This is a genomic window from Pseudoalteromonas sp. PAR1 (genome assembly GCF_947311895.1).
In the GTDB taxonomy this organism is placed as follows: domain Bacteria; phylum Pseudomonadota; class Gammaproteobacteria; order Enterobacterales; family Alteromonadaceae; genus Pseudoalteromonas; species Pseudoalteromonas lipolytica_C.
Window position 1 is genome coordinate 88,393 of record NZ_CAMZMY010000008.1, and the last position, 26,330, is coordinate 114,722.

Sequence of the window (26,330 nt, forward strand, 5' to 3'; positions counted from 1 at the left end):
CCTTCAATTAAGGCGGCAAGGCCGCCAATCAATTATTCAATAATTAAGCCCGGCGCAAGGGTCTGTGGTAAGTTAACTTTATCGGCTTCAACAGAAGCAACAGGGTATGCACAGTAGTCAGCAGCATAATACGCGCTTGCTCTGTGGTTACCACTGGCACCAATACCACCAAACGGTGCAGCGCTTGATGCGCCTGTAATTGGTCGGTTCCAGTTAACGATACCGGCACGAATACGTTTTAAGAAATGCTGGTAGTCGTTGCTATCATCACTTAATAAACCTGCAGATAAACCAAACGAGGTGTTATTTGCTTCATTAATCGCGCTATCAAAATCTGTATAACGATATACCTTGATAAGAGGACCAAAATGCTCTTCATCTGGCATATCTTTGACAGCAGTAACATCAATAATACCTGGGCTTACAAAACCTGTGCCCGGCTCGAGATGCTTAAGCTCAACAAGAGAGGTCGCTCCCATATCAAGTAACTGCTGCTGAGCTGCAACCATACCTAGTGCTGCTTTTTCGCTGATCATTGCACCCATAAATGGTTGCTCTTCGCTGAAGCTGTCTGCCACTTTGATGTTTTTTGTTGCAGCAATTAATTTTTCTAAAATTGCATCACCATTTGCTGAGTTCTCAATAAATAAACGACGAGAACAGGTACAACGTTGGCCTGACGTAATGAAACCAGACTGAATAATGTCGTGAACAGCGGCACTTACATCTGCGACATCTTTTACGATCAGTGGGTTATTACCACCCATTTCTAGCGCTAAGATTTTACCTGGATGACCTGCAAATTGCTTATGTAATAGGTGACCTGTATTTGAGCTACCCGTAAAGAATAAGCCATCAATATCTTGGTGAGATGCAAGAGCAATACCTGTGTCTACTTCACCTTGAACAAGGTTAATGACACCGGCTGGTAAGCCTGCTTTTAGCCAAAGCTTTAAAGTGAACTCAGCAACATGAGGCGTCAGTTCTGATGGCTTAAATACAACTGTATTACCCGCTAAAATAGCAGGAACAATATGGCCATTTGGTAAATGACCTGGGAAGTTGTATGGGCCAAACACCGCAACAACACCATGTGGCTTGTGACGAATAAACGCTTTAGCACCCGGCATTGGGTTTTCTGTCGTACCCGTGCGCTCATGATATGCCTTAATAGAGATAGCAATCTTACCCGTCATTGCACCTACTTCAGTACGTGTTTCCCAAAGTGGTTTTCCTGTTTCACGGGCGATAATAGTCGCAAACTCTTCGCTGTTTTCTTTAAGCTCGGCTGCAAAGTTTTCAAGAATAACAATACGATCTTCAAGGCTCATATCAGCCCAGCCAAGCTGCGCATTGCGGGCTGCTTTAATTGCATCAGCTACTTGTTCAGCGGTGGCGGTTTTACCTTGCCAAACAACCTCCCCATTACTTGGGTTGATTGAACTAAAATCATGACCAAGGCCAGCTTGCCATTGGTTATCTATAAGTTGAGTTGTTACACTCATTTTAAACTCCTTAAGTGGTTACAGACGGAAGAAACGTGCTGCATCCCCTTGTTTTAATTTAAGTGCTTCTGCCACTTCTTGGCTGACGATTAAGGTGTGCTTAGCGTGATTGTAATGAGCATGTTTAGTAAAAGTGGCTCTAAAGTCATTCACGCCTTGATTACAAATTGCCAGTGTGTCTGAGCATTTCTCATTGATATGATCAAGTTCACCTATAGTAATAGGGCATACTTGTGACTCTCGAACACTGCGAATATTACCAAGTTTTGCCTCTACAGTTGGTCCTGCATCGAATAGGTCGACGTAACCACGATGCTCAAACCCTTCTTTTTCTAAAAGTTTTAGTGCAGGTTTGGTTTTTTCATGAACTTGACCAATGACAGCTTGTGCTTTTTTGCTAAGCAGGTTGGCATAGATAGGGTACTTAGGCATTAACTCACTGATAAACACTTTATCGCCAAGGCCAACTAAGTGATCAGCTTGTGGAAATTCAATGCTAAAAAAGTGTTCTTGTAGCCATTGCCAAAAAGGTGAGTGACCGTCTTCATCACTAACACCTCGCATTTCTGCAATGATGGTATCGGCAAAACGCTCACTATGTTGCGCCATAAACAAAAAACGTGAACGTGATAAAAAGCGACCAGTTAAGCCTTTTCTGTTTTGCTCACGCAAAAACAATGTACAAATCTCAGAACAACCGGTGTAATCATTACACATGCTCAAGATATCGACAGTATTATAAACATTTAGTGTAGGGGAGTGATGAACGGTTTTTCCTAAGTGATAATGATACAAAGGAACCGACATACCCACTGCGGCTTCGATAGCTGTAGTGCCAATAACGTCGCCGGTCTTGCTGTCTTCTAGTACAAATAAGTAGGTTTCGTCTTGTGGTTTATTTATATCTTTAGCAAAACTGCGTTCTGCGCGTTCGATTTTTTGTTGTAATAAATTATCATCGACTGGCAGTGAGGTAAAACCATGGCCTGACTCGATAGCAATTTGTTTCAACGCAGCAAAATCATTTGCTGTGATAGGACGTAATACTTGCATTAATTGCACTCCAATGGCGCACACTTAAAAGCATGCGCCAACTAGAATTAACCGTTTACAACGTCTGCAACCGCTTTTTCAAAGCGAGCTAAACCTTCTTTGATATCTTCAAGTGGGATCACTAAAGATGGCGTAAAGCGCACAACGTTTGTACCAGCAACAAGGCTCATTAAGCCATGCTTTGTGCTTGCAACTAAGAAATCACGAGCACGGCCTTCAAATTTACTATTTAGAGCTGCGCCTAATAAAAGGCCTTTACCACGAACTTCACTAAATACATCATATTTGTTGTTGATTGCCGTTAAGCCTTCACGGAAAAGCTGTTCACGCTCTTTCACACCAGCAAGTACTTCTGCTGTATTTACGGTATCAAAAGCAGCTTCTGCTACAGCACATGCAAGAGGGTTACCACCGTAAGTAGAGCCATGAGTACCAACTTTTAGATGCTCTGCAATACTAGCTGTTGTGATCATCGCACCAATTGGGAAGCCGCCGCCTAATGCTTTAGCTGTTGTAAGAATATCTGGAGTTACATTAGTACCTTGGTATGCGTATAAATCGCCTGTACGACCAACACCTGTTTGTACTTCATCAAAAATAAGTAAAGCATTGTGTTTATCACATAATGCACGTACACCTTCGATAAACTCGCTTGTAGGTGAAATAATACCGCCTTCACCTTGCAGAGGTTCCATCATCACTGCACATGTATTGTCACTGATAAGTGCTTCAAAAGCAGCTAAATCGTTATAATCACAGTGATCGATTGCAGCTGGCTTAGGACCAAAACCATCTGAGTAAGCGGCTTGACCACCTACAGTAACGGTAAAGAATGTACGACCGTGGAAGCCTTTGTTGAACGCGATGATTTGATTTTTTTGCTCGCCGTGTACATCTAATGCCCAGCGACGCGCTAATTTTAATGCTGCTTCGTTAGCCTCTGCGCCTGAGTTTGCAAAGTACACTTTATCTGCAAACGTTGCGTCTGTTAATTTTTTAGCTAAGCGCAGTGCAGGCTCGTTGGTCATTACGTTTGATAAGTGCCAAATTTTTTCGCCTTGCTTTTTCAGCGCATTGACAAGAGCTGGATGACAATGACCTAAACAGTTAACGGCAATACCACCTGCAAAATCGATAAATTCTTTACCGTCTTGATCCCAAACACGCGAGCCTTGACCTTTTACAGGGATCACTTCTGATGGGTTGTAGTTTGGTACCATTACGTCGTTAAAAAGTTCTCTTGTTACTTGCATTTGTTGCACCTAAATCTGGCTTAGTATGAAAAAAGTATATTGCGAAAATTAGATCAGTTAAGCCGTTCCTGCCTAATTAAGCACGATGAGATTATTTTTCTTATCTATTTTTCTTATTATCTTGGTTAGGAACTTAAATTTGCAGTGCTATTTTGTGAAAAATGACTAAAATAAAAAGCAAATTAACGATGAAAGTGAACAAAGTGATAACTCCTCAAGATGAAAAGCTCTTATCTATCTTAAGAACTAATGCCCGCGCTAGTATTTCAGACTTAGCTAGAGCGCTTAATCTCTCTCGCTCAACAGTACAAAGTCGTATGTTAAAACTAGAAGAGTCAGGTGTAATAAAAGGCTACAGCGTTGATTATGGAGATGCCTACTTGAACCAAATGGTGTCAGCGCATGTTTCAATCAAGGTTAAACAGAAACTCACCACTAAAACTAACATAGAGCTAAAGCAGATTGATGCTATTTCACAGCTCTATGCAATTAGCGGTGAATTTGATTTGATTGCTGTTGTACAAGCCCAAAACCTTGAAAAGCTGAGCCATCTTTTAGATGACATTGGTAACTTAGATGGTGTTGAGCGTACGACCTCGTCGGTGATTTTAGAGACAAAATTTAAGCGTTAATTGTTTAGCAAGTAAAAATGCGCTTATTGTCTATAATAAAATTAATTTATTAGTTGTTTAGGCTGATATTAATGCTTGCTTCTTTTTTGCTTTCTCTCACTGTGGCTCAACCGCTTCAGATAGGAACGAATCTGCCAATTAACGTACCTCATAATGCAATAAGTCATGTTGAATGTATATTTAAGCAAATCAATGTGCCATTTAAGTTACATAAGCTACCTTGGCTCAGAGCAAAAAGGGAAGTGCAGTTAAATCGGCTCGATGGTTACTTTACCGCAAACCTGTTATCGCAAATGCAAGAGTATGGTGAACTTTCTACACCTATGTATTTAGAAAATTGGTACTGGTTTACCCATGCTGATTCAGCGACGATCGCTGAAGAAGACCTTCGTTATGGGGTTGTTAGGGGAAGCCATCAGGCTGACTGGTATCAACTAAGCAATAAAAATATTGAAGTAGAAGTTAACACCACACATGAACTACTGAAAGTATTTAAAAAGCAGCGTGTAGACAGAATTTTGCTTGATTTAGAAGAATTTGAATACAACGCTGTGCAACTGCAAATAAAACCTGACGAGTACGCGCAGGCATTTTACCGCTATGTTCCACTTGGCTTATTTGCGGCAAATAAAACGCTCAAGGAGTTTCCCGAGTTTTTAAACATATTTAATAGCCACATAAGTAGCTGTTCACAAAACCCCTTCATATTGTCAAAAATTGAAAAACTAACATTAGTGAAAGTGCTCCTAGAAAAAATACAGCATTTAGCAAGCTCAGAACAGGTGCAACAAGCGGTAATAAAAAGTAATAGGGAACCAATTGACATCAAACAGTTAGAGCAGATTGATCAGCAGTGGGCTAAGCAAGTTATTGACAATAAACCAATACTTGCAGAGCGCTTTCTCAAACTTGAGGGTTCACAATTCTTACAAGTGTGGCAAAAGCAAATGCAAGGCCTAATTACAGAAATAATCGTCACCGATAAACAAGGTAAGAATGTCATAATCAGTGAAGTCACAACCGATTATTGGCAGGGTGATGAAGCTAAGTTTTTAAATATGTATTTGCAAGATGATGACTACTACATTGACACGGTTGAGTTTGATGAGTCGACTAAGCACTTTCAGGTGCAGTTTAGTGTACCCATATTAGATGATGAAAATCAGCACATTGGTGTGCTGATTTTGGGAATCGATATTGAAAAGGCACTTTCAAATAAAGTAAGTAGCCCTTAGTGATTAGGTTTAGGCGCTTTTCGGATGATTTTTTTCTCAACCTTATCAAGTTCAATCACATAAGCGTTGCCACCAATACCTTTAAATTCTTCATCAGTGAAAACAATCGTATTGTCATCATAAAAAGTAATCGCTTCTTTTTGGGTCACGATACCTAAATCTATAAGCGAAACGTCGCCAGAGAAAAACTTATCACCTTGAAAATTCTCAAATAGCCAGATGCTAGTTGAATCTAACAGTACTAACTTGGAGCGGTCTGGGCTAAGTGCTGCAGAAGTGATCCAACAGAGTTTTTCCATGGTGGTGCAGGTTTTAAATGAGTCAATTAGCTCTGCATCAAAATTAGCGGCATGATCGCCTACTTTATATACTTTGGTGATACCATCAAATGGTTCTGTTCTGTTTTTAGTGAATAAATAGAGGTGACGACCGAGAGCTACAAACGCTTCCAAATCAAAGTTTCTTTGATCTGGAGTAATGGGGTTACCATCCATTTCTGGATAGGTGAACTTGATAATTTCGGCTTCAGTGGTGTCGCCTTTGATATCAATAGGGTTTTCGATTTTATAAATGGTTAACCACTTTCTATCATTGTTATTATTGCCGAAGTCGCCTAAAAAAAAATGACCAAATTTATTTTGTGTCATATCTTCCCAATCAATGTTTTTGGCATTTGTTACTAAGATTTCTTTTGCAATTGAGCCATCTTTATTGAGCCGATAGAGCTTCGGTTGGTCACCACTGTCGTTAATAGCCCATAGCCGTTTATATTTATCAAATTCAATTCCTGAAATTTCTTTCACTTTAGGGTCAACAGTTAAACGCTTTTTACTGTAAAGCGTGTAAATTGAAGAGGCTACAAAAATTCCCATCAACGTGATGGAAAACAGTAATATAGATAATAGGCTTTTTTTTAACATTTAAGGCACATATTTGGAAAAGTACACGCTATTATAGTCATAACGATAATTACTGTATATTCCAAACACCAGTGCCTGTTACAGACATAAAGTTTAAGTTGTCTTGTAAAACTTTATGGCCTACATAAACGGATGATTCAGGGTGGCTAACTAAATAGCCTTGCACACTTCTTATGCCAAGCGATTTGACAAGCTCAAACTGGCTGTGATCTTCAACACCTTCAGCAACAATTTTTAATCCAAGTTTTTGCCCTAATTCACTCAACGTATGTAATATCTGGTTATATTTAGGATTTTGATCAGCCTGTGAGACAAACATTCTATCGAGTTTAATAACATCAATTGGTAATTCAGCCAATGTACTCAATGAGCTAAATCCTGTACCAAAATCGTCAATTGCAATAGTGACGCCTTCTTCACGCAAGCGCTCTAGAGAATGAATGATTTTATTACTAGCTTTTATCAGCGTAGACTCTGTGATTTCAAGCATCAGTGCTGTTGCTGGTAGACCTGTTTTAGCTAGTTTTTCTGTGATGAATTTATAAATATCAAGATGCTTTAATTGCACACCAGAGATATTTACTGAAATTTTAACCTTCTTTAAGCCTGCGTTATGCCATGCTGACATTTGTCGACACGATTCAAGCATTATCCAATCACCCAAATCTAAGATTAGGTTTGATTCTTCAGCGATTGGTATAAATTCGTCAGGAGCAATAGAGCCCTCAGCTGGATGATCCCAACGGATCAGCGCTTCAAAGTAATCTATCGCGCAATCCTCAACATGTACGATGGGTTGAAAAGACAAATGAAAGCTTTCACTTGCGATTGCTAAACGCATTTCTTCAAGTAAATAGTGGTAACGGCGGATCTTTTTACCCATTTCAGGTGAATAAACTTTGAAAATACCGCGCCCATCTGTTTTAGCGCGGTACATAGCAACATCGGCCATCTGTAATAAAGATTGCGGTGTAGCCGCACTATCAGGGTAAACGGCAATACCAATACTTGCACTAATTTTTATTAACTTATTACCAAGAACAAAATCACGTTCAATCTCTCTCAACACATTTTGAGCAACTTCAACTGTTTTTTGTTGATCTAGTTGTTGGCTTATAAATATTGAAAACTCATCACCACCTAAACGAGCTAAGTTTTGTTCAAGCTGACTTTTAGGAGACAAATTTATTAATTTATGATGACGTAATACACTGCTTAAACGGGCTGCAACTTGAATGAGCACTTCATCCCCAAAGCTGTGCCCAAATGAGTCATTAACTTGCTTAAAGCCATCTAAATCTATGAATAATAAAGAACATCTGAGTTTGTTATTTTCGGCTATTTGTAATTGTTCTGCGAGGTATTCAATATAAGCATGGCGGTCGAGTAATAAGGTGAGTTTGTCTTGATGAATACTCACTTCAGATTCTCTCGTATAGGTCGTTATATGCGAGCTAAGTGCTTGAACATTTTTTTTAAGTTGAATAATAGGTTTAACTGTTGGCTCAGATGGCACATGGACAACATTTAAGTTTTCTAATAGCTCTGTCGTTTGCTTATTTAGCTCCTTTAACAAATACTTTTCACTACTTGATTGCTTTTTTCTTGTAACTACCAGGCTTATTGCTAATGCAAGCAGAAGAAAAACAATAATATTAACAGGTGATAAAAGTGTTAGTTTGATAAGTTTATTCGCCTCAATTGCATTAATTGCAACTGGGGTTGCTTGAATTACGACAAATTGAGAGTCATCAGCGAGAAACGTTTTCTGACCATATAGTATCACATTGTACCAAGGCGATGGCTCAACATTTAACAACGCTCGCTCAAATGTTCTCAATTCTGCAGTATTAATATTGAATTGTATATCATTAACTTGCTTGGTTAACAGTATGTTACAGCCATAACAAAAAGCCATTACGGTTATTATGGTTATGCACGTTATACGAAAAGATTTGGTCATAGATTACTACCGTTTTGGTGTTAATGTTTTACTATAAAACTCACCAGCTTAATGCCTTGAGTATATTGCTTGTAAATTTAATTAACAAAGCCTTTCTTGTCTAATGGAACAATGGGTGTAAGTAAATGTGAAATTTCACATTGTTTAGTATATTTGCTCTAACCTTTTCCTTCTCAAATAATTCTTCTATTGTTGCTAATTGCTGAATTGTGTCGCAGCAGAGTAAGCGTATTATCGAGCAGATATTCTAGTTTAGCGCATTTGAGGTGATGATTTCTTTGTGCATGATCAATTTATTTATAATAACAATATGTATGATAATTTTCTCTTTGTGGTTGTTTTTGTATAAAAGTTGCGTTTTTGGTGGTTTTTAAGCTTTCAAGTGTTTACAGATTAGTGAGAGAACTGGTTTTAAACTGTAGGGAAAAATCATTAGCTTGTTGCATAGATTTGGAAAGTTCTTTTCAAAAGGGACTGCATGTAAGTCTAAAATTTACGCTTTTCTACTTATTGTCTTCGTTTTATTGCTGAGATATTTTTTAAAAAATGTAAATTGTATCGTCAGCTTATATAGTGGTCTTTTTATTCTATATATTTGTTTGCAATATAATAAGGTGATACTGTTTTTATTGTGTTTATTTAACCTAAAAATATAAGTAAAAATAAAGGTTAAGTTTTCGTTGCTGTTGAATGTGTGTTTTTATTTTAGAAATTAACTACTCATGCAGTTTGTTGTATTTATTCTTGTTGTATTAAGTGTAATGTTGTATTTAGTGTTTTTACTCTAAATAAGCTTCAAATTTATTCACTTTACCAAAGTCCGCAAGTTAACTACTTTTACAATGCTTTAAAAGCAACACCTAAAAAACATATTGAAATTAAACTATATTTTATAGCCAACTTGGTTCAGTTATTGCTCATAACAAGTTAGCAAGATGATGGGTGTTAGGATAGTTTGTTTTTTGCTCTTTTTTGGTGCAAAAAATAAGCTGATGCACTGTCATAATGCGTAAACATAGGTTTGATTTACTAAGTTCACTTATTTTCATAAGTATCTAGATAAATAAACCTTAAACGCACAGTTTCGCGCAGTAAGTTGTTAAAAGCGGTACTGTGACAAGGATAAATTTACCAATTGGTTGATTGGAGCCCACTATGTTAAGTAAACGTTTTTTTAAGACTAAAGACGAAACAGAAGTTACCTTTGAGTTTAAGCATCCCGATGCAGATGACGTGCAGTTAGTTGCAGAATTTACAGATTGGCAACCAGTGCCAATGAAATTCAATAAAAAAGAACAAGTGTTTAAATGTAAACAACGCCTACCGCTTGATAAAGAATTTCATTTTCGTTATCTAATTAATGGTCAAGAGTGGGATAACGACCACCAGGCTGATGGCTATATTCCAAATGAATTTGGAACAGATAATAGTATTGTTAATACCCAACGCGTTTAGGTGAGTTGATGCAGTCACTTTCGCAGTTATATTATCTGCATGGCATAGGCTATGAATATACGAAGTATACTGGCGAGCATGTTATTTTCGAAGAAAATACACGCCGCCAGGCACTAAGCTGTTGTGGTATAGACACAGCTAATTCTGATCAAATAAATCAGTTAAATTTTGCTTTAGATGCAGGAACGTGGCTGACTTTGTTGCCTCAAACTAGCATTATTGAGGCGCATGACCCTTACTTAAAAGTTCGTATCGATGAACGCTTGTTGAGCCGAGCTTGCCACCTTAGCATACCATCCTTGTCCATAAATCTGACACGTGAAAATCTGCAAGGACTTGCTGTGACAGGAGACTATGGCTTTAATGGGGTTCGTTACCTTGAAGTCGCTTTACCTGTTCCTGCTATGCCAATTGGTTATCATGATGCAGTGATAACGGTTGCTGATCAACAAGCTCATAGCCAATTATGGATAACACCTAAAGAGTGTTACTCAATTGATGATAAAAAGCGTTTGGGACTTTCCATCCAACTTTACAGTTTGTGTAATGCGCAAGGATTAGGTATTGGCGATTTTGCTGATTTAGCAACTTTAATCCGTGAAGTGGCGCAACAAGAAATGGATTACATTTTACTTAATCCATTGCATTTATTATTTGAACACAGTCCTGAGCGAGCTAGCCCTTATAGCCCTAACAGCCGAGCGTTGTTAAACCCGCTATATATTTCGATTTCACTGTGTGAAGATGCATTGAATAATGACTCACTATCACAATTGCTCAGTGATAAACCCGCTACAACTGAACCTTTTATAGATTATTCTGCTGTTAGTCGATTTAAATATGATGCATTTCGTTGTTTATACACTCAATTTTGCCGGACAGCGTCAGCTGAACGAAAAGCAGAGTTTAAGCAGTTTTGTAGTAATCATAAGCACAGTCTAGCAACCTTGGTAGTTGAAGATAATGAATATGCCAGTTACTTGCAGTGGCAGGCACATTTACAGCTAAATCATTGTCAGCATATTGCAAATGAAGCAAATATGGCGATAGGTCTTATTAACGATCTAGCTGTTGGTTGCGCTGGTGATGGCAGTGAGTTTCGTAGCCAAGAAGAGTTATTTGCAGTGGGTGCAAATGTGGGAGCGCCTCCTGATCCTTGGGCTGAACAAGGTCAGAATTGGGGGTTGCCAGCTTTAAATCCTCAAAAGTTAAGTAAAAATAATTTTGCCTTCTATCGCTCTTTGATCCGCGCCAATATGGAAGATGTTGGTGGATTGCGCATAGATCATGTGATGGCAATCAGGAGGCTGTGGTGGTGTTTTGAAAATAACGCCCAGCAAGATGGTTGTTATGTTTACTACCCATTTGAACATTTGTTGGCGATACTGAAAATAGAATCTCATCTTAATCACTGTGTCGTGATAGGTGAGGATCTAGGTGTTGTACCTAGTGAGGTTCGCGAAGCACTAAAAGCAAGTGCAATTTATTCAAATGGCTTGTTCTATTTTGAAAAAGATTATCAAGGTGAATTTTTAGCATCAGAGCACTTTGCACCGCATAGTTTGTTGATGATTGCTAATCATGATGTACCGCCATTTAAAGGGTGGTGGACTGGTCACGATATTACTGTTAAGCAAGAGTATGGTTTGCTTGATAGTGCACAAAGCGCTGCGCAACATGAAGCGAGAAATGTCGAAAAGCATCGTATGCTTAATTTTATCGCAAGAGAATCAGGGCAGCACTTATCATTAGATTCTGAAGCGTCTGTGGTGTATGAGTTATTAGCCTCATCGTTAGCAGCTGCTCCAGCCAGATTATTTACCATTCAAATTGACGATTTAGATCAGCAAATTTTGCCGGTGAACATTCCCGGAACTGATAAAGAATACCCAAATTGGCGGCGCGTTCTTTCACGCCCAACTGAGCAAATTATTCGTGCTCAGCATGCATTTTTAGCCAATTTAATTTCGATAAGGAATCAATAAATGAGCAGTCGTGTTGGTCAAAAGCCTTTTGCTGAACCCATGGTTTATCAAGCACATATCGATGCATTGTCTTCAGGTTGTTATAAAGATCCTTTCAGTTTTTTAGGGCCCCATAAAGTTAGTGCATCAAGCTTTGAGATTCGCTGTTTTTTACCTGGGGCAAGCCAGTTGTCAATTTTGCAAGGCAAGCAGGTTATTGAGGCCAAAAAGCAAGGTGACAGCGATTTATTTATTGCAACTGTCAAAGCAAAATCAATCCCTGATTACCAACTGGATGTGAATTATGGGGATGGCAGTCAGTATCTTCAAGAAGATGAGTATCGTTTTACAAGTACACTTGATGAACAAGCTATGTACTTATTTAACGAAGGTAGTCTTGAACACGCTTATCAGCACTTTGGTGCGCACTTTGTAACCCAGCAAGGAGTTGAAGGTGTGCGATTTACTGTTTGGGCACCTAACGCGAGTAGCGTTTCAGTTATTGGCGAATTTAATTATTGGCAGCGCAACCGTCATTTTATGCGCTTTCATCCAGCCAGTGGCGTTTGGGAATTATTTATCCCAGGTTTAAAAGAGCATCAGTGCTATAAGTTTGCGATTAGTACACCTTCTGGTGAAGTACTTGATAAAGCCGATCCGTTTGCATTTAAAATGCAACAAGCGCCGGGCACTGCTTCTGTCTTACAAAAGCTAAATAAGAAGATACAGTTGTCTGATGAAGCATTAGCAAACCGCGCAAAGCGTAACAGTATCGATGCACCTATCAGTATTTACGAAGTGCATGCAGGCTCTTGGCAGCGACGCGATGATGAGGGCCGCTATTTAACATGGCGTGAGCTTGCCGATAACCTTATTCCGTACACTAAAGATCTTGGTTTTACGCATTTACAATTAATGCCTATCAGTGAGTATCCATTTGATGGTTCTTGGGGTTATCAGCCTGTGGGCTTATTTGCCCCAACTAGCCGTTATGGCAGTTTTGAGGATTTTGTATATTTTATTGAGCAATGCCATGACGCTGATCTCGGTATTATTTTAGATTGGGTGCCGGGTCATTTCCCAAGTGATCCACATGGTTTACATCGTTTTGATGGCACGCATTTATACGAGCATGCAGATGTAAGACAGGGATTTCACCCTGATTGGAATACCTATATTTACAACTATGATCGTGCAGAAGTTCGCAGCTTTTTGATAGCTAATGCAATGTATTGGTTGCATGAATTTGGCATTGATGGTTTGCGTGTTGATGCGGTTGCATCAATGTTGTATCTCGATTACAGCCGAGAAGAAGGGCAATGGATCCCAAACCAGTATGGCGGTCGTGAAAATCTTGGTGCAATAGAATGTTTAAAGCAGGTTAATCTGCGATGTTACGGTAAAAATCCTGGCATTATGATGGTAGCTGAAGAATCAACTGCTTGGCCGGGAGTGACACGGCAGGTCGATCATGGCGGTTTAGGCTTTGGCTATAAATGGAATATGGGTTGGATGAACGATAGTTTGCATTATATGCAGCGTGATTCTTTATATCGTGCCCACCATCATCATGAAATGACGTTTTCAATGGTGTATGCCTATAGCGAGAACTACATTTTGCCTTTAAGTCACGACGAAGTTGTGCATGGTAAAGGCTCATTGATAGAGAAAATGCCAGGTGATGATTGGCAGAAGTTTGCTAATTTACGAGCATACTACGCATTTATGTGGGCTCATCCGGGTAAAAAGCTGTTATTTATGGGAGCTGAAATTGCTCAGCGTAGTGAATGGAATCATGACCAATCAATTGACTGGCACTTGCTTGAGCATGTTAGTCATAGTGGTATGCAACAAACAATTAAACAACTGAATAATATTTATACCACGACTCCTGCACTCTATGAGCAAGATACTAGCCCAGCGGGCTTTGCATGGTTAGATAGTTCTAATGCAGAGCAAAGCATGTTTAGTTTCATCCGTTATGCCAAGCATGCTGACGATTTTGTTCTGGTAATTAGTAACTTAACACCGCAAGTTTATCATGACTATGTAATAGGCGTTCCTAAGCCAGGTCGTTATCAAGTTATCTTTAATTCTGATAATAAAGAATACTTTGGTTCGGGTGTTGAAGTTAGCGGTAATACAGAACAACTTATCTTTAGTCAGCCTACTGCGAGTCATGGTTACAATCAAAGTATAAGCGTGTCTTTACCTGGGCTTGCAACTATTTACCTGAAGAAGGTGAACGATGAGTCATAGTGTAGAGCTTCAAATCGGTTCAACGATGCCTCTAGGGGCATCTATTGTTGAAAACGGTGTTAATTTTGCTGTGTATGCACCCCAAGCTCAGCATGTGTCATTGTGTTTATTTGACAATAGCGGTCATTCAGAAGTAATGACTCTTTCAATGCACCTTAACGAAGGTGGCATTTGGACATTGCACGTTAGCCCTTTAAAAGCAGGGGCATTGTATGGTTACAGGGCAGATGGTGAATATGCACCAGAAAAAGGGCTTTTCTTTAATAATCACAAGCTACTACTAGACCCTTATGCGCGAGACTTGCATGGTGAGTTTACTTGGAGTGAGCGCCATTATGGTCAGATGCCTGTAGGTAAGTTGAGTCAAGTCAATAACGCTGTTGATATGCCCAAGTCTCGAGTTCGCGAGCTTGCACCTTATACAGGTAAAAAACCTAATCATAGTTGGGGTAAAACGGTGATTTATGAGTGCCATGTTACTGGCGCAACATGTCGACACCCAATGATCCCTAAAGCACTACAAGGTAAGTTCTTAGGCTTAAGCCATCCGAGTTTTATAGAGCATTTACGCACTATAGGGGTGACTTGTCTTGAATTACTCCCTGTGCACGCATTCATCAGTGAGCAGTTCTTAACGGCTAAAGGCCTACAAAACTATTGGGGTTACAACACGCTTAATTTCTTCACGCCGCACAAAGATTATCTAGTGAATGATGATATCGGCGAATTTCAGCAAATGGTTGCGGCTCTTCATAAGGCTGATATCGAAGTAATTTTAGATGTTGTCTATAACCATACTGCTGAAGCAGGAACTGATGGGCCTATTCTTTCTTTACGCGGCTTAGATAACCTTGGCTATTATCGCACTGTGGCTGATAAACCTCAGCATTATATCAATGATACCGGCTGTGGTAATACTGTGAATATTGATTCACCAAGAACCTTACAGCTGGTGCTTGATAGCTTGCGATATTGGGTTGAAGTAATGGGGGTAGACGGTTTTCGTTTCGACCTTGCAACGATTCTTGCTCGTAATCCTAATGGCTTTAATCAAGCGCATGCGTTTTTCCAAGCAATCAACCAAGATCCTGTTTTGAGTAAAGTAAAACTGATTGCTGAGCCATGGGATATTGGCCCGGGCGGTTACCAATTAGGGGCTTTTCCTGCACCTTGGCGTGAGTGGAACGACAAGTATCGTGACACTATCCGACGCTTTTGGCGACAAGAGCAGGGGGTTATAGGTGAGCTTGCAAAGCGTTTACATGGTTCGTTCGACTTATTTGAGCATAATCTCAGAGGACCACTTAACAGCATTAATTTTGTGACGAGCCATGATGGTTTCACGCTTAATGATTTAGTGAGTTATGAACAGAAACATAATGAAGCCAACGGTGAACAAAATAGAGATGGACACAGTGCCAACCACTCCTTTAATTGTGGTGTAGAAGGTTTTACTGACGATAAAGAAATTAACGCATTACGTTTGCAGCAACAAAAAAATATTCTATTGACGTTATTACTTTCAAAAGGGGTTCCAATGCTTTCACTAGGAAGCGAAATGGCCCATTCACAAGGTGGTAATAATAACGCGTATTGCCAAAATAATCGCACTAGCTGGCTTGCATGGAAAGACTCGCAAATTAATCATCCATTAACCCGATTCATCGATGATGTTTTGCGTTTACGAAAGCAGTTTAGTGTCTTTAAGCATCGTTTTTTTGTTCATGATAATGATCCACGTTACGACGTCGCGTGGTTCACCGAATCAGGCACCGCAATGGAACAAGACGATTGGCATCAAGGTGATCGCCAAGTGTTGATTTATAGCCTGACTGATAAACACACAAACCAAGCTTTATTGATCATTTTAAATGCTGGGTCAGAGTCTGTTACTTGTCAATTACCCCCTCTTGCGAAAGGGAAGTGGCATTTAGCACTGACAAGTATACATCCTATGTCAACTTATGATGTTGATAAGGAACAACAGATTGCTGCAATGAGCAGCTGGGTTTTTACCGCCAATTCAGAGGATCCTAATCATGGCTAAAAATGCCGATCAAGTATGTGTTGTTAAGGGCTGGCAGGATGCCCCTACCGTTGATGAAAGCACCTTAGATGATGATTTATCTCGCCATTTTTATTACACCCTTGGGCGTGACAAAGTCGGTGAATCGCAATTATATTTATATCATGCTTTAGCATTAACTATTCGTGACAGATTGGTTGCACGTTGCCGTGTAACTAATCAGCAAATTCACGGACAAAAGCGTCGTAAAACTGCTTATTTATCTCTTGAATTTTTAATGGGTCGTGCTCTTGGTAATGCCATTCTAAACCTAGATTTAGACGATCAAGTTGCAAAAGCATTACAAGATTACTGTACAAAGTTAGAGACAGTTGCAGAAGCTGAGCACGACGCAGGTTTAGGTAACGGTGGTTTGGGCCGTCTAGCTGCGTGTTTCTTGGATAGTTGTGCAAGCTTGGCACTACCTGTGATTGGTTATGGTATTCGTTATGAATATGGCATGTTTAATCAAGCGATTGAAAATGGCCATCAAATTGAACAGCCCGATAACTGGTTACGCGAAGGTCATCCTTGGGAGCTAAGTGCCCCAGAGCAATCAAAGCGCGTAAAATTCTTTGGTCATGTTGAAAGTTATACTGATAAATACGGGCGTGAGCACCGTCAATGGCTTGATTCTCACGATGTCTTAGCTGTGCCTTATGATGTGCCAATTCCTGGCTATAAAAACGATATCGTAAACACGCTACGTTTATGGAAATCAGAGGCGACTGACGAATTTGATTTGAGCGAATTCAACGCAGGTAGTTATTCAGAAGCTGTTGCTCGTAAAAACCTTGCTGAACAAATCACCATGGTACTTTATCCAAATGATAGCAGTGAAAATGGTAAAGAGCTTCGTTTACGCCAGCAATACTTCTTATCATCGGCGAGCTTACAAGACATCATAGATACGTGGGTTAGCAAACATGGCGAAGATTTCTCTGACTTTGCTGATTACCATGTTTTTCAATTAAACGATACACACCCAAGTATTGCTGTAGCAGAACTGATGCGTATTTTGGTTGATGAGTATGAGCTAGATTGGCAAGAAGCCTGGTCTATTACCACTAAAACCATGGCTTATACTAACCACACTTTACTGCCAGAAGCATTAGAGAAGTGGTCAGTATCATTATTTGCGCGATTATTACCGCGTATCTTAGAAATAATCTATGAAATCAATGCCCGCTTCTTAGCAGATGTTGCTCAAGCATGGCCTGGAGATGTTGAAAAACAACGAGCATTATCGCTTATTGAAGAAGGCCCAGAGCCACAAATCCGCATGGCGTATTTAGCAATTGTTGGTAGTTACTCAGTAAATGGTGTTGCTGCACTTCATACCGAGCTACTTAAAGCGGGCTTATTCAATGAGTTTTATCAGCTTTGGCCAGAAAAATTCAATAATAAGACCAATGGGGTGACGCCACGTCGTTGGCTTGCACATTGTAACCCTGATTTAGCCAAACTACTCAATAAGCACATAGGTGATGAGTGGGTAGGTGACTTCAGTAAAGTTAGTCAATTACGTCGTTTATACGACGACACTAAATTCCACAAAGAATGGCAAGCAGTTAAACATAGCAATAAGCAACGCCTTGTTGAACTCGTTAAGGCTCGTTGTGGCGTTGAGTTTGATCCATCAATGATGTTTGATGTGCAAGTAAAACGTATTCATGAATACAAGCGCCAATTATTAAATATATTACATGTTATTCACTTATATGATCGTATTCGCCAAGGTGATACTTCAAATATTGTCCCTCGTTGTGTGTTATTAGGTGGTAAAGCCGCACCTGGTTACTACATGGCGAAGAAGATAATTAAGTTAATTAATAATGTTGCTGAAGTGATCAATAAAGATCCATTGGCAAAACCGTACTTGAGAGTGGCTTTTTTACCGAATTATAACGTGACAGCAATGGAAACTATTTGCCCAGCAACGGATTTGTCTGAGCAAATTTCAACAGCAGGTAAAGAAGCATCGGGTACCGGTAACATGAAGTTCATGATGAATGGTGCTTTGACCATTGGTACGTTAGATGGTGCCAATATCGAGATCCGTGACGCAGTAGGTGCTGATAATTTCTTCTTGTTTGGTGCTCGAGCAGAACAAATTGATGATATCAAAGCGCACTATAATCCTGAGCAAATTATTCATCAAACCGACAGCCTATACAAGGTAATGCCGTTACTTGAAAGCGGTCACTTTAACTTGTTTGAACCAAATCTATTCGACGACATTATTGCTGCGATTAAGAGCCCGCACGATCCGTGGTTAGTTGCCCATGATTTTGCCAGCTTCGTTGAGGCACAAGAGCAAGTTGAAAAAGCTTACCTAGACACTGCTCACTGGACGCAAATGAGTATTTTAAATACGGCGGCTAGTGGCATGTTTTCGAGCGATAGAACAATTAGTCAATACAGTGATGACATCTGGCACTTGGAACCACTGTTAGACATTAGCGCAAAGCAAAACACACAGAAGAAAAGCAGCTAACTTAAGACGGAGAGAGTTATGCCTAGTTATGCAAATCGATACATAAGTAGTTTAACAAGAGAAACGTATGCACTCATTTTAGCAGGTGGGCGTGGTTCTCGTTTACATGAATTAACAGACTGGCGTGCTAAGCCAGCAGTGTATTTTGGCGGGAAACATCGAATAATCGATTTTCCTCTATCAAACTGTATTAACTCAGGCATTCGTCGTGTTGGTATAGCAACTCAATACAAGTCACACTCATTAATCCGCCATGTAAACCGTGCATGGGGACACTTTAAAAAAGAACTCGGTGAGTCGGTAGAAATACTGCCGGCATCACAACGTAAAGGTGATGATTGGTATTGTGGTACGGCAGACGCCGTTTTCCAAAATATGGATATCATTCGTCATGAGCTGCCTAAATATGTGATGATCCTTTCAGGTGACCACGTTTACTGCATGGATTACGGCGGTTTACTTGCTAAGCATGTTGAAACTGGTGCAGATATGACAGTGTGCTGTATCGAAGTACCGTGTGAAGAGGCTGCAGGTACCTTTGGTGTAATGACTGTTGATGAGAATAACAGAGTTCGCCGTTTTGATGAGAAACCATCTGAGCCAACTTCAGTGCCGGGTAAACCAGGTACTTGTTTAGCGTCAATGGGTAACTACATTTTTAACACAGAGTTCTTATTTGAACAGTTAAAAAAAGATGCAGAAACAGAGGGTTCTGGTCGTGACTTTGGTCACGATATTATCCCGGCCATCATTGAAGAGCACAATGTATTTGCATACCCATTTAGAGATGAAAATGAAGGCCAGCCATACTGGCGTGATGTAGGTACCCTGGATTCGTTTTGGGAAGCCAATATGGAGCTTGTTATGCCAGAGCCTCAGCTTGACTTATACGATCCTAAATGGCCGATTTGGACATATCAAGAGCAATTACCACCTGCTAAATTCATTTTTAATGATGATGATAGACGTGGTATGGCTGTGGATTCAACGGTATCGGGTGGCTGTATTATCTCTGGTTCAATGGTTAGAAAATCACTGCTGTTTTCGAATGTATATGTTCATTCATATTGTGAAATCGAAGAGTCAGTGATCTTACCGGGGGTTAAAATTAACCGTAATTGCCGCATTAGGCGTGCTATTATAGACCGTAACTGTGAGATCCCTGCAGGCCTTGAAATTGGTTTTGATAATGAAGCTGATAAAGAAAATGGCTTTAGAGTGTCGAAAAAGGGTATCGTACTTGTTACCCGAGACATGTTGAATGAGCTTGAGAAAAAAGCAAAGGCAATAAAAGCAAAGTAATAAATATTTTGTTTAATGGTAAAGTCATAGTGTAGTAAGGAGTAGCAATTGCTACTCCTTGTTTCATAGTAAGAATTAATGTTATGGAGTACTGCTAATCATGCATGTGTTGATGGTGGCTGCAGAGAATGACGCATTACCGAATGCTAAAGTCGGTGGTGTAGCGGATGTTGTTAGGGACTGTCCTAAAGCGTTAGTTGATAAAGGCCTTACTGTTGATGTTGTGATCCCTGATTACGGATTTCATTATCTTGAACGTCATCATATCGGTGTTGTAAATGTTCCATTTGCAGGGCATATGCAGCAACTAGACGTGTGGAAACTTGCCAATAGTGAACACGGTGTTACGCAACTGATTATTTCTCATTGGGAATTCAGTCGCCATAATGGTGCCGTGTATTGTAATGATGAACCTGGCAGGCCCTTTGCAACCGATGCGAGTAAGTTTGCATTGTTTAATGCGGCGGTGTGTGAAGCCTTACTACAAGGAATTATCCGAACCCCTGATGTAATGCATTTGCATGACTGGCATAGCGCCTGTGTGGCATTATTACTAAAAAATGACGGTCGTTACCGTACATTATCTAAGTTATTTTTAGCTTATACCGTTCATAATTTGGCATTGCAAGGTATTCGCCCATTTAAAGGCGATAGCTCAAGTTTAGAAGCATGGTTTCCGGGCTTAAATTATAACGGCGAGAAATTGTGCGATCCGCGTTATCACGATTGTTTTAATCCGATGCGAGCAGCGATTAATTTAGTTGATAAAGTGCACCTTGTTTCACCGACCTACTGTCAAGAAGTATTGCGTCCGAGTGATGCTGCAAATGGTTTTTTTGGTGGAGAAGGACTAGAAGCTGATTTGCAGGCAGCCTATCGTGAAGGTCGTGTGGTAGGGATCCTAAATGGTTGTGAATATCCAGGAATGGAACTCAAAGATATCAGCCTTGCAACACTTTACCATCATGCAGAGTCGGCACTATTTCAATGGATGGCGAAGAGCCCCATCTTGGATTCAAGTTATTATCTTGCTCACCAACGTTTATTACAGTTCAAAACAAAACCTTTTGCGGGTCCGCTTGTTACGAGTGTTGGTCGATTAACAGATCAAAAGGCACTTTTACTGCGTCAACCTTATGAAAAAGCATTGGTTTTAGATGAGTTATGTCAACGCTTAAAGCAACATGATGGCTACATGATAATTCTTGGCTCTGGTGATGCTGAACTTGAGCAAATCATGACAACTGTCATGGCACGCCAAGAGAATCTGCTATTTTTAAAAGGCTATGCACACTTGGTTGGTGAATATATGTATCACTTGGGTGATTTATTCTTAATGCCAAGCTCATTTGAGCCATGTGGAATAAGTCAAATGTTAGCAATGCGCGCTGGACAGCCATGCTTAGTTCATGGTGTTGGCGGTTTACAGGATACGGTCGAGCATAATGTCAGTGGTTTTAGTTTTAGAGGTGAGAGTTTAGCCTCTCAAAGCTACGAACTTATTACTGGTTTTAGTGATGCGCTAGACCTTAAAAAGTCGCAACCTGAGCAATGGCGCTCGATATGTGAACAAGCTAAAAATGCTCGTTTTACATGGGGATCTGTTGCAGATGGCTATTTATCAGGCTTATATCAATAAATATTGCGTGATTCATGGTAATTAAGTGACTTTTTTGTCTATTTCAGCTATTAATTACTTAGTGTGATATAAAAATTCAAAAGTAGGTAAAGTGGCTGTATTTGTTGCTAGGCAAGCGGTCTTTAATCGTCGTCAACAAGTTGTCGCCTATGAGCTACTATTTAGAGATAGTTTAAAAAACAGTTTCCCGGATGTTTCAGAGAGCACAGCTACTGCGCGTCTGATTATGGAAAACCAGCTCAATCTAGGCACTCGCCATATTACGTCGGGCAAAAAGGCGTTAATTAACATAGGTCCAGAATCGTTGAAACTGGACCTATGCGCGTTTTTGCCAACTCAAGACGTGGTTATTGAGCTTCTCGAAACGATGGAGCCATCAGATGAAAACTATGAATTTTGTCGGGAGCTTTTCCATAATAACTACAAACTTGCTCTTGATGATTTCGTATACCAACCTGAATGGGACCGCTTTTTAAAGTTAATTCGCTTGATTAAGTTCGATGTGAAGCAAACCCCCTTTGAGGACATTGCGCCTGTTTTACAGAAGCTGAAAAAGCATAAAAAAATAAAACTATTAGCAGAAAAGCTTGAAACTGCCGATGATTATGAGAAAGCCTACAAAATGGGTTTCGATTTTTTCCAAGGTTACTTTTTTGCAAAACCAAAAATGATCCAACATCGCGATATCGATTACAACTATGCATTAGTTTTGTCGATTTATGCTGAAGTAATGCGCCCTGATCCTAATATTAGCGAAATCGCGGGACTGTTTTCTTTAGATACTGCACTTGCGTATAAGCTATTACGCTTAATAAACAGTGGTGTATTTCCAATAAAAAGTAAAATAGGTTCATTAAAGCAAGCGCTTGTGTACCTAGGTCATGAACGACTGAAAAAGTTTGTTAGTTTGATCATCACCGCCCATAGCGCCCAATCAAAACCAGCCGAGCTTACTCGGCTTTGTGTTGTCAGAGCGCGTTTTTGTGAATTAATAGCGCAGCGTGTCGCAAAACAACAAACCGGAGAGGCATTTTTAACGGGGCTGTTTTCATTACTCGATGCAATATTAGATCAGCCGATGGAAAAGCTGTTGGATAGATTGCCGTTTCCTGACGAAATACATGCAGCATTAATGCAAGAAAAGAATATTCTCTATTACATTCTCGAAACTGTTAAAGCATACGAAACAGGAAGCTGGTGGGCACTGGAGCAAGCAGTTGCCTATTTAAATATTGAGAGTGGGGAGCTTCCCAAAATATACGAAAATGCGGTAAATTGGAGCGATAGCTGTAGACAAAACTTATAAGGGAACTATGCGCAATATAAATATGGATGTTTTACGAGGTATTGCGGTGCTAGGTTTGATGTTTATGAACATCTATACCTTTGCTATGTTTGAGTATGATTATACCCCAAGCTCATCGCCACCAATTTCTGATAGCATCATAAACATCATTAATGTGTTATTTATTGATGGACGTTTTAGAAGCCTTTTTTGCCTATTATTTGGTGCCTCATTGGTTATTCAATGGCAGCTTTGGCAAAGTATAGATAAACAACACAATCGCTTAAAAGTGCTTGCTTATATTGGCCTTGCTCACGGCTTTTTGCTTTGGGCCGGCGATATTTTGTTTATTTATGCCTGTGCTGGTTGGTTAACCCTTAAATTTAGCCAGCAAGATAACGAAAAAATACTGCGTATGGGCATGTTGTTTTTACTTCTCGGTGCCTTTATTTCATTTTTACTTGCCTTTGTCGAACCTGAATTAACGCCTTTAACGCGAAGCTCAGACGCGTTTTTGATGGCTTATGATGCGGCTTATTCTTCCTACTTTGCTGGATTTGTCAGTAACGTATTAATGTTTACTGTGATGCTTATTGCAGTGCCGCTGATCACTATGTGGATGGCCGCAGGGCTAATGCTAGTGGGCGTTTATCTATATAAACAAGGGGTTTTTGTTGACGGCTTAACGAAAGCTCAGCTTAACATGATTGTTCCAGCGGCTATTGGTTTAACACTTGTAAGGTTGATGATAGACCCTAACCGTAGTGTATTTATGTACGCGATTGTCGAGCCTATAAATTGGCTAGCAGCTTTAGCTATGGCCATTTGCTATTGCCATATCATTGTAAAAATAGTTAAAAATAAATCCAGTAAATGGTTACTGCTACAGCAGGCTGGACGCATGTCATTGACTTTATATCTGATGCAAACAGTCATATTTATACTGTTTTTTAAAGTTGCATTCTCAAGCGCTGCACTTAATTTCGATCGAATAGATTATTGGTTGGTTATTGCGGGTGTGCTTGTTTTTCAATTGGTATTTTGTAAAGTCTATAGCCAGTACTTTAAACATGGTCCGTGTGAATTAATCTGGCGAAAATTGTCGAGATAATGTCTCGTATACTACAATAAAAGAAAACAAAACGGAGTGGTTATGCGGACTTGCTGGTTAGTTTTAACATTGCTTTGCTGTTCACCACTTTATGCAGGCGATCAGTTTTCTGTGTTGCTCGTTAATCCATCAGTTAAAACCGACATATTTTGGCAAAAAGTGAGTGATATCATGCACGTGGCTGCCGAGCAAAATAATGTCAATCTCACGACCATTTACGGCGGTGGTAATCGTCATATTCAATTAGCTGAATTAAAACAGTACCTACAATATAACCCCAAGCCAGATTACGCTATCTTGATCAATTACCCAGGTGGTGCTGAGCAGTCAATGACTCTACTTGAGCAGCACAAAGTTAACTTTATAACACTGGAAGAAACTATTGTCGGCGTTGAGCGAGATGAAGTTGGTAAGCCTCGCCAGCGCTTTAAATACTGGTTAGGAGAGGTTTTTCACGATAACTTTAAAGCGGGAGAGCAACTTGGCAAAGCTTTACTTAATGAGGCAATAGCTACAAAGCAAACGCCGCATTTTGTTGCGATTAATGGTCATTATGGCTCCGAATCAGATACCCGCAGTGATGGCCTTGTTCATTACTTACGTAAACAAGATGTCGAGCTTGAGCAAGTTGTTTATGCCAATTGGAGCAAGCAAGAGGCAGTGCATAAAGTCAGTCGTTTATTACAACGATATCCAGATACTAATGTAATTTGGTGCGCTTCTGATTTAATGGCACAAGGTGCACTTGAAGCAGTAAAAGAAAAAGCAGATAAAGCCTATTTTATTGGTGGTATAGATTGGCTTGATGAAAATTTAGACTTGATTGAACAGCAAAAACTTACGGCCAGTGTTGGCGGGCATTTTATGATGGGGGCGTGGGCATTAATAAGCTTAGTCGATCATAATAATGGTAATCCTTATTGGCAAAACCATAATGCGATTAAGTTTCAACTTGGGGTCATTACACAGCACAATATAAAAAGTTATGGCTGGCTTAGAAATATTAAAGACTGGTCGGTTATCCCCTTTGAAACCTTTTTACTACAAAACACTAAAAGTAGCGAGTACGCGTTCGATTTTGATACCCTGCATAGTTTATTGAGTGAAAAGCCTAAAAATGCAGCGCTGCACTAAAAGTGCTGCGAAAGAGCCTAGATTCTACCTAGCTTGGCAAAGGCTTCTGGTATAAACTAGCAGCTTTAAAATCCAGACAGAAGTATGCCATGACAGAGTTAAAGCGATTAAATAAATTTATCAGTGAAACAGGTTTTTGTTCACGCCGTGAGGCAGATAAATATATTGAAGAAGGTCGTGTAACTGTTAACGGCAACTTGCCTGAAATGGGCGTAAAAGTCAGCAATGATGATGACGTTCTGATTGATGGTCAGCCATTAAAAGCAAAACCTAAACGAGTTTATATCGCCTATAACAAACCTGTTGGTATTACTTGTACAACTGAGCGAAAAATTCAAAGTAACATTGTTAAAGCGGTTAACTACCCAGAGCGTATTTTCCCAATCGGACGCTTAGATAGGCCTTCAGAAGGCTTGATTTTTTTAACCAACGAAGGCGACATCGTTAATAAAATCCTGCGTGCTGGTAATAATCATGAAAAAGAATACGTAGTGACAGTTGATAAACCGCTAAACCGCCAGTTTGTTAACAAGATGGCAAACGGTATTCCTATTCTTGATACTGTTACTAAAAAGTGTAAGGTAAAACAAACTGGCCCACAGCAATTTACCATTGTGCTAACACAAGGCTTAAACCGCCAAATTCGCCGCATGTGTGAATATTTAGGTTATGAAGTGGTGACTCTTAAACGCACACGTATCATGAACGTTACCCTAAAAGGCTTAAAAGTAGGGCAGTGGCGTCATTTAACCGAGCAAGAAATGGCAGAGATCAATAACTCAATTGCCGACTCAGGTAAAACAGAAGAGCGCTCAATTGATGAAAATAAACAGCCAACCCAAGCCCGTGCCAAGCAAAAACCACGCAATGAAGAAGAAAAAAAGCGCGATTTTTCTAAATACGTGAAAAAAGCACATAATGATGCCAAACAAGGTCAATCAAGAGCAAAGGCTGGCAATTCGCACTCAGCAAAACCAAATCAAACGAAACGTAGCAGCACCAAACGCACAGGTACATTAAGCCTGAAAAAGTAAGCTTGAGCTTTTAAAATTGTAGTG

The 26,330-nt window shown here is 39.8% G+C and carries 18 protein-coding genes; 13 read left to right on the forward strand and 5 right to left on the reverse strand.

All coding sequences use genetic code 11. From position 1 onward, the window contains the following. Positions 1 to 32 precede the first annotated feature (32 nt). The 3 genes from astD to QL229_RS08605 are packed head-to-tail and all read right to left on the reverse strand — an operon-like array spanning position 33 to position 3,811. Entirely contained in the window at positions 33 to 1,505 is a 1,473-nt protein-coding gene (gene astD, locus QL229_RS08595; RefSeq protein ID WP_135926349.1) for a succinylglutamate-semialdehyde dehydrogenase, read from the reverse strand. Positions 1,506 to 1,523: 18 nt separating this feature from the next. Beyond that, positions 1,524 to 2,558 carry an arginine N-succinyltransferase gene (gene astA / locus QL229_RS08600; protein WP_135926350.1) on the reverse strand — a complete coding sequence of 345 codons (1,035 nt, stop codon included), beginning with the start codon at positions 2,556 to 2,558 and terminating at the stop codon, positions 1,524 to 1,526. A 47-nt stretch (positions 2,559 to 2,605) separates the two neighbouring features. Beyond that, positions 2,606 to 3,811, reverse strand: coding sequence for an aspartate aminotransferase family protein (locus QL229_RS08605; protein ID WP_281546768.1), 1,206 nt, complete (start codon positions 3,809 to 3,811; stop codon positions 2,606 to 2,608). Between the two features lie 203 nt (positions 3,812 to 4,014). Between QL229_RS08605 and QL229_RS08610 the strand changes: the two genes are divergently transcribed. Together QL229_RS08610 and QL229_RS08615 are read left to right on the forward strand one after the other, a co-directional pair. Beyond that, positions 4,015 to 4,443 carry an Lrp/AsnC family transcriptional regulator gene (locus QL229_RS08610; protein WP_135926352.1) on the forward strand — a complete coding sequence of 143 codons (429 nt, stop codon included), beginning with the start codon at positions 4,015 to 4,017 and terminating at the stop codon, positions 4,441 to 4,443. A 71-nt stretch (positions 4,444 to 4,514) separates the two neighbouring features. After that, positions 4,515 to 5,678, forward strand: a complete 1,164-nt coding sequence (locus QL229_RS08615; RefSeq protein ID WP_138557728.1) for a cellulose-binding family II protein — start codon at positions 4,515 to 4,517, stop codon at positions 5,676 to 5,678. On the opposite strand, the gene QL229_RS08620 is transcribed toward QL229_RS08615, so the two are convergent. Continuing rightward, a complete protein-coding gene (locus QL229_RS08620; RefSeq protein WP_138557727.1) occupies positions 5,675 to 6,598 on the reverse strand; it encodes a hypothetical protein in 924 nt (307 codons plus the stop codon). The genes QL229_RS08615 and QL229_RS08620 overlap by 4 nt on opposite strands. A 49-nt stretch (positions 6,599 to 6,647) precedes the next feature. After that, positions 6,648 to 8,561: an EAL domain-containing protein gene (locus QL229_RS08625; RefSeq protein ID WP_135926355.1), complete on the reverse strand. Its 1,914-nt coding sequence runs from the start codon at positions 8,559 to 8,561 to the stop codon at positions 6,648 to 6,650. A 1,155-nt stretch (positions 8,562 to 9,716) separates the two neighbouring features. Between QL229_RS08625 and QL229_RS08630 the strand changes: the two genes are divergently transcribed. The 11 genes from QL229_RS08630 to rluF all read left to right on the forward strand — a co-directional run bounded on the left by QL229_RS08630 (position 9,717) and on the right by rluF (position 26,306). Next, a complete protein-coding gene (locus tag QL229_RS08630) occupies positions 9,717 to 10,016 on the forward strand; it encodes an isoamylase early set domain-containing protein (protein WP_138557726.1) in 300 nt (99 codons plus the stop codon). Between the two features lie 8 nt (positions 10,017 to 10,024). After that, complete coding sequence (malQ, locus tag QL229_RS08635) at positions 10,025 to 12,001, forward strand: 4-alpha-glucanotransferase (RefSeq protein ID WP_138557725.1); 1,977 nt, start codon at positions 10,025 to 10,027, stop codon at positions 11,999 to 12,001. Beyond that, positions 12,002 to 14,239, forward strand: a complete 2,238-nt coding sequence (gene glgB, locus QL229_RS08640) for a 1,4-alpha-glucan branching protein GlgB (protein WP_138557724.1) — start codon at positions 12,002 to 12,004, stop codon at positions 14,237 to 14,239. Further along, a complete protein-coding gene (gene glgX, locus QL229_RS08645; protein WP_138557723.1) occupies positions 14,229 to 16,286 on the forward strand; it encodes a glycogen debranching protein GlgX in 2,058 nt (685 codons plus the stop codon). Before glgB ends, glgX begins: the two co-directional genes overlap by 11 nt. Then, positions 16,279 to 18,801, forward strand: a complete 2,523-nt coding sequence (locus tag QL229_RS08650; RefSeq protein WP_281546769.1) for a glycogen/starch/alpha-glucan phosphorylase — start codon at positions 16,279 to 16,281, stop codon at positions 18,799 to 18,801. Before glgX ends, QL229_RS08650 begins: the two co-directional genes overlap by 8 nt. An 18-nt stretch (positions 18,802 to 18,819) precedes the next feature. Continuing rightward, entirely contained in the window at positions 18,820 to 20,103 is a 1,284-nt protein-coding gene (glgC, locus tag QL229_RS08655) for a glucose-1-phosphate adenylyltransferase (RefSeq protein WP_138557722.1), read from the forward strand. 100 nt (positions 20,104 to 20,203) lie between these two features. After that, a complete protein-coding gene (locus tag QL229_RS08660; RefSeq protein WP_138557721.1) occupies positions 20,204 to 21,742 on the forward strand; it encodes a glycogen/starch synthase in 1,539 nt (512 codons plus the stop codon). Between the two features lie 91 nt (positions 21,743 to 21,833). Then, positions 21,834 to 23,048 carry an HDOD domain-containing protein gene (locus QL229_RS08665; RefSeq protein WP_138557720.1) on the forward strand — a complete coding sequence of 405 codons (1,215 nt, stop codon included), beginning with the start codon at positions 21,834 to 21,836 and terminating at the stop codon, positions 23,046 to 23,048. Positions 23,049 to 23,055: 7 nt separating this feature from the next. Continuing rightward, on the forward strand, positions 23,056 to 24,138 hold the full coding sequence (locus QL229_RS08670) for a DUF418 domain-containing protein (protein ID WP_138557719.1): 1,083 nt from the start codon (positions 23,056 to 23,058) through the stop codon (positions 24,136 to 24,138). Between the two features lie 42 nt (positions 24,139 to 24,180). Beyond that, positions 24,181 to 25,272 (forward strand): ABC transporter substrate-binding protein, encoded by a 1,092-nt coding sequence (locus tag QL229_RS08675; protein WP_138557718.1) that lies wholly within the window; start codon positions 24,181 to 24,183, stop codon positions 25,270 to 25,272. Positions 25,273 to 25,361: 89 nt separating this feature from the next. After that, entirely contained in the window at positions 25,362 to 26,306 is a 945-nt protein-coding gene (gene rluF / locus QL229_RS08680; RefSeq protein ID WP_138557717.1) for a 23S rRNA pseudouridine(2604) synthase RluF, read from the forward strand. Positions 26,307 to 26,330 lie beyond the last annotated feature (24 nt).

Coding starts and splice junctions, on each gene's coding strand:
- malQ (WP_138557725.1), top strand. CDS start 10,025: ATGCAGTCACTTTCGCAGTTATATTATCTGCATGGCATAGGCTATGAA.
- QL229_RS08670 (WP_138557719.1), top strand. CDS start 23,056: ATGCGCAATATAAATATGGATGTTTTACGAGGTATTGCGGTGCTAGGT.
- glgX (WP_138557723.1), top strand. CDS start 14,229: ATGAGTCATAGTGTAGAGCTTCAAATCGGTTCAACGATGCCTCTAGGG.
- QL229_RS08605 (WP_281546768.1), bottom strand. CDS start 3,811: ATGCAAGTAACAAGAGAACTTTTTAACGACGTAATGGTACCAAACTAC.
- astA (WP_135926350.1), bottom strand. CDS start 2,558: ATGCAAGTATTACGTCCTATCACAGCAAATGATTTTGCTGCGTTGAAA.
- QL229_RS08620 (WP_138557727.1), bottom strand. CDS start 6,598: ATGTTAAAAAAAAGCCTATTATCTATATTACTGTTTTCCATCACGTTG.
- glgC (WP_138557722.1), top strand. CDS start 18,820: ATGCCTAGTTATGCAAATCGATACATAAGTAGTTTAACAAGAGAAACG.
- QL229_RS08660 (WP_138557721.1), top strand. CDS start 20,204: ATGCATGTGTTGATGGTGGCTGCAGAGAATGACGCATTACCGAATGCT.
- QL229_RS08615 (WP_138557728.1), top strand. CDS start 4,515: ATGCTTGCTTCTTTTTTGCTTTCTCTCACTGTGGCTCAACCGCTTCAG.
- rluF (WP_138557717.1), top strand. CDS start 25,362: ATGACAGAGTTAAAGCGATTAAATAAATTTATCAGTGAAACAGGTTTT.
- astD (WP_135926349.1), bottom strand. CDS start 1,505: ATGAGTGTAACAACTCAACTTATAGATAACCAATGGCAAGCTGGCCTT.
- QL229_RS08650 (WP_281546769.1), top strand. CDS start 16,279: ATGGCTAAAAATGCCGATCAAGTATGTGTTGTTAAGGGCTGGCAGGAT.
- QL229_RS08675 (WP_138557718.1), top strand. CDS start 24,181: ATGCGGACTTGCTGGTTAGTTTTAACATTGCTTTGCTGTTCACCACTT.
- QL229_RS08630 (WP_138557726.1), top strand. CDS start 9,717: ATGTTAAGTAAACGTTTTTTTAAGACTAAAGACGAAACAGAAGTTACC.
- QL229_RS08625 (WP_135926355.1), bottom strand. CDS start 8,561: ATGACCAAATCTTTTCGTATAACGTGCATAACCATAATAACCGTAATG.
- glgB (WP_138557724.1), top strand. CDS start 12,002: ATGAGCAGTCGTGTTGGTCAAAAGCCTTTTGCTGAACCCATGGTTTAT.